A 1437-nucleotide genomic window follows, 5' to 3' on the forward strand; every position below is an offset into this window, starting at 1 on the left:
CGACGGCGTTGCTTTTCCAGAAACTAAAGATCAGGTCGCTGAGTTGGTCGAGTTTTGTTATGAACATGACATTATCCTGATTCCCTATGGTGGTGGAACCAGCGTCGCGGGGCATATTAACCCTTTTGAATCTGATGAACCGATACTAACTTTATCGCTAGGTCGAATGACTCGCTTGATAGATTTGGATGAGGAGAGTCAGATTGCTACCTTTGGTGCCGGTACACCTGGGCCTTTAGTTGAATCTCAGCTTCGTTCTAGAGGCTATACCTTGGGGCACTTTCCCCAGAGCTTTGAGCTGTCGACCATTGGTGGTTGGGTAGCGAGCCGTTCTAGTGGACAGCAGTCTCTGCGTTATGGACGCATCGAACAAATGTTTGCTGGTGGTAGTGTCGAAACACCTAAGGGGCGTATGGATATTCAAACCATTCCTGCCTCGGCAGGCGGCCCGGATGTAAGAGAGATCTTTATGGGCTCGGAAGGGAGGATGGGCGTAATCTCTGAAGTTAAGGTACGAGTGACACCTTTAGCAGAGCAAGAAGACTTTTACGTTATTTTCTTCCCTTCGTGGACGCAAGCAAAGGAAGCAGCTCGTTATATGGTTCAGAGTAAGGTTCAACTATCGATGCTGCGCTTAAGTAATGCCGTTGAAACCACGACCCAACTTGCTTTGGCTGGTCACCCTGGCCAGATATCAATGCTTGAAAAGTATCTGAGCTTTAAAGGTGCTGCTGAAGGCAAGTGCATGATGACCTTGGGTATAACGGGGCTGCCTGAGCAGTGCCGCCCTGCCCACAAACTAATGAAGAGCATGATTCGTCGTTATCATGGCGTGTACACCGGTAACTTTTTGGGTAAGAAGTGGGCTGATAAACGCTTTAAGATGCCTTACCTACGCGAAGCTCTTTGGGAAAAGGGCTATGTGGTTGATACCCTTGAAACGGCAACCGACTGGGATAATGTAGATAATCTACTTAATAAAATTGAAGACAATTTACGCAATAGTCTTAGCGCTGAAAATGAAAAGGTCCATGTCTTTACCCATCTTTCACACTTCTACGGCCAGGGTTGCAGTATTTATACGACTTATGTGTATCGAGCCGGTGAGAGCTGCGAGCAAGCTTTAGAGCGTTGGAAGCATATGAAATCTTCTACCTCCGAGATTATCGTCAACAATCGCGGTGCAATCAGTCATCAGCACGGAGTTGGTAAAGATCATGCTCCTTTCCTTCCAAAAGAGAAGGGCGAGTTAGGAATGCACCTCATTAAAACTGCTTTTGCAGCCATGGATGAGAAGGGCTTATTGAACCCGGGAACCCTGATAGAAGATGACAGAGTAAAAAGCCTGTTCGACTAGCTTTTTTGCAAGCTCGGCTCAATTTACGGTCCAAAAAAATTATAACTTTTCAAACTCTCGGCGTGACAGCTGCGATATGA

The 1437-nt window shown here is 46.7% G+C and carries 1 protein-coding gene; it reads left to right on the top strand.

Features of this window, described 5'->3' with window-relative positions; genetic code table 11:
- On the top strand, window positions 1-1357 hold a 1357-nt coding region (locus A3761_RS13370; RefSeq protein ID WP_068750337.1), incomplete at its 5' end, for an FAD-binding oxidoreductase.
- Between the last annotated feature and the right edge of the window lie 80 nt (window positions 1358-1437).

It is taken from the genome of Oleiphilus sp. HI0123, from assembly GCF_001635315.1.